Annotated in this window: 1 rRNA gene and 1 pseudogene; both read left to right on the top strand. The window is 59.7% G+C overall.

The window, feature by feature from the left end:
- Positions 1 to 243, top strand: a pseudogene (locus ACWEVO_RS36985) (hypothetical protein); the annotation flags it as partial.
- A gap of 640 nt (positions 244 to 883) precedes the next feature.
- A 16S ribosomal RNA gene (locus tag ACWEVO_RS36980) occupies positions 884 to 1,102 on the top strand; the annotation flags it as partial.

Genomic DNA, 1,102 nt, shown 5'->3' with positions numbered 1-1,102 from the left:
GAGGGCCTGGTCACCCGCGAGCGCGATGAGTCCAACCGCGTCCGTGTCATCGTCGAGCTGACCCCTGAGGGGCGCGAGAAGTGGCTCGAGGCGATGCGTATGGCGACCGTCTTCGAGGAGGACCTGCTCCAGGACCTCACCTTCGGGGAGCGCTCGGTACTGGGAGAGGTCCTCACCAGGCTCCTGCGCCGCGTGGAGCACGCCCAGCCCGACGCCGAGGGCCGGCTCTCCGACCTGGACTGACGGGCCGCAGAAAAAATCTTGACAGGGGGGCTTGACCCACCCCTGCCGAGTCCGTAAAGTTCTTCGGGTTGCACGGAGCCGTAACGGTTCTCCCGCAACACCTCGCCGCCTGGAGCGGCACCTCAAACCACCAGTACGACCATCCCCCTGGGATTGGCTTCGGCGCGTCCGAATTCAATTCGAATGGGAGCCGGCAGCCCGATTAGGAACTGCCGGGGATGATCCGCTAGAGTTTGAGACGTCGGAACGGCCCAGCGGGCCGGGAAGACAACCCACTCTGACTGGGAATCAGACGCCGAAAGGATCTGATAGAGTCGGAACCGCCGGAAAGGGAAACGCGAAAGCGAGAACCTGGAAAGCACCGAGGAAATCGGATCGGAAAACGATCTGATAGAGTCGGAAACACCGAAGGGAAGCCCGGAGGAAAGCCCGAGAGGGTGAGTACAAAGGAAGCGACCGTTCCTTGAGAACTCAACAGCGTGCCAAAAATCAACGCCAGATATGTTGATACCCCGTCTCCGGTCATCACGACCGGGACGAGGTTCCTTTGAAATAAACACAGCGAGGACGCTGTGAACCATCGGACTATTCCTCCGATGGTTCCGCTCTCGTGATGTGTGCACCGGATTACCGGTAAACATTCACGGAGAGTTTGATCCTGGCTCAGGACGAACGCTGGCGGCGTGCTTAACACATGCAAGTCGAACGATGAACCACTTCGGTGGGGATTAGTGGCGAACGGGTGAGTAACACGTGGGCAATCTGCCCTTCACTCTGGGACAAGCCCTGGAAACGGGGTCTAATACCGGATAACACTGCGGATCGCATGGTCTGCGGTTAAAAGCTCCGGCGGTGAAGG

The organism is Micromonospora sp. NPDC003776 (assembly GCF_053605645.1).
This window is presented reverse-complemented; position numbering and strand designations above follow the sequence as displayed.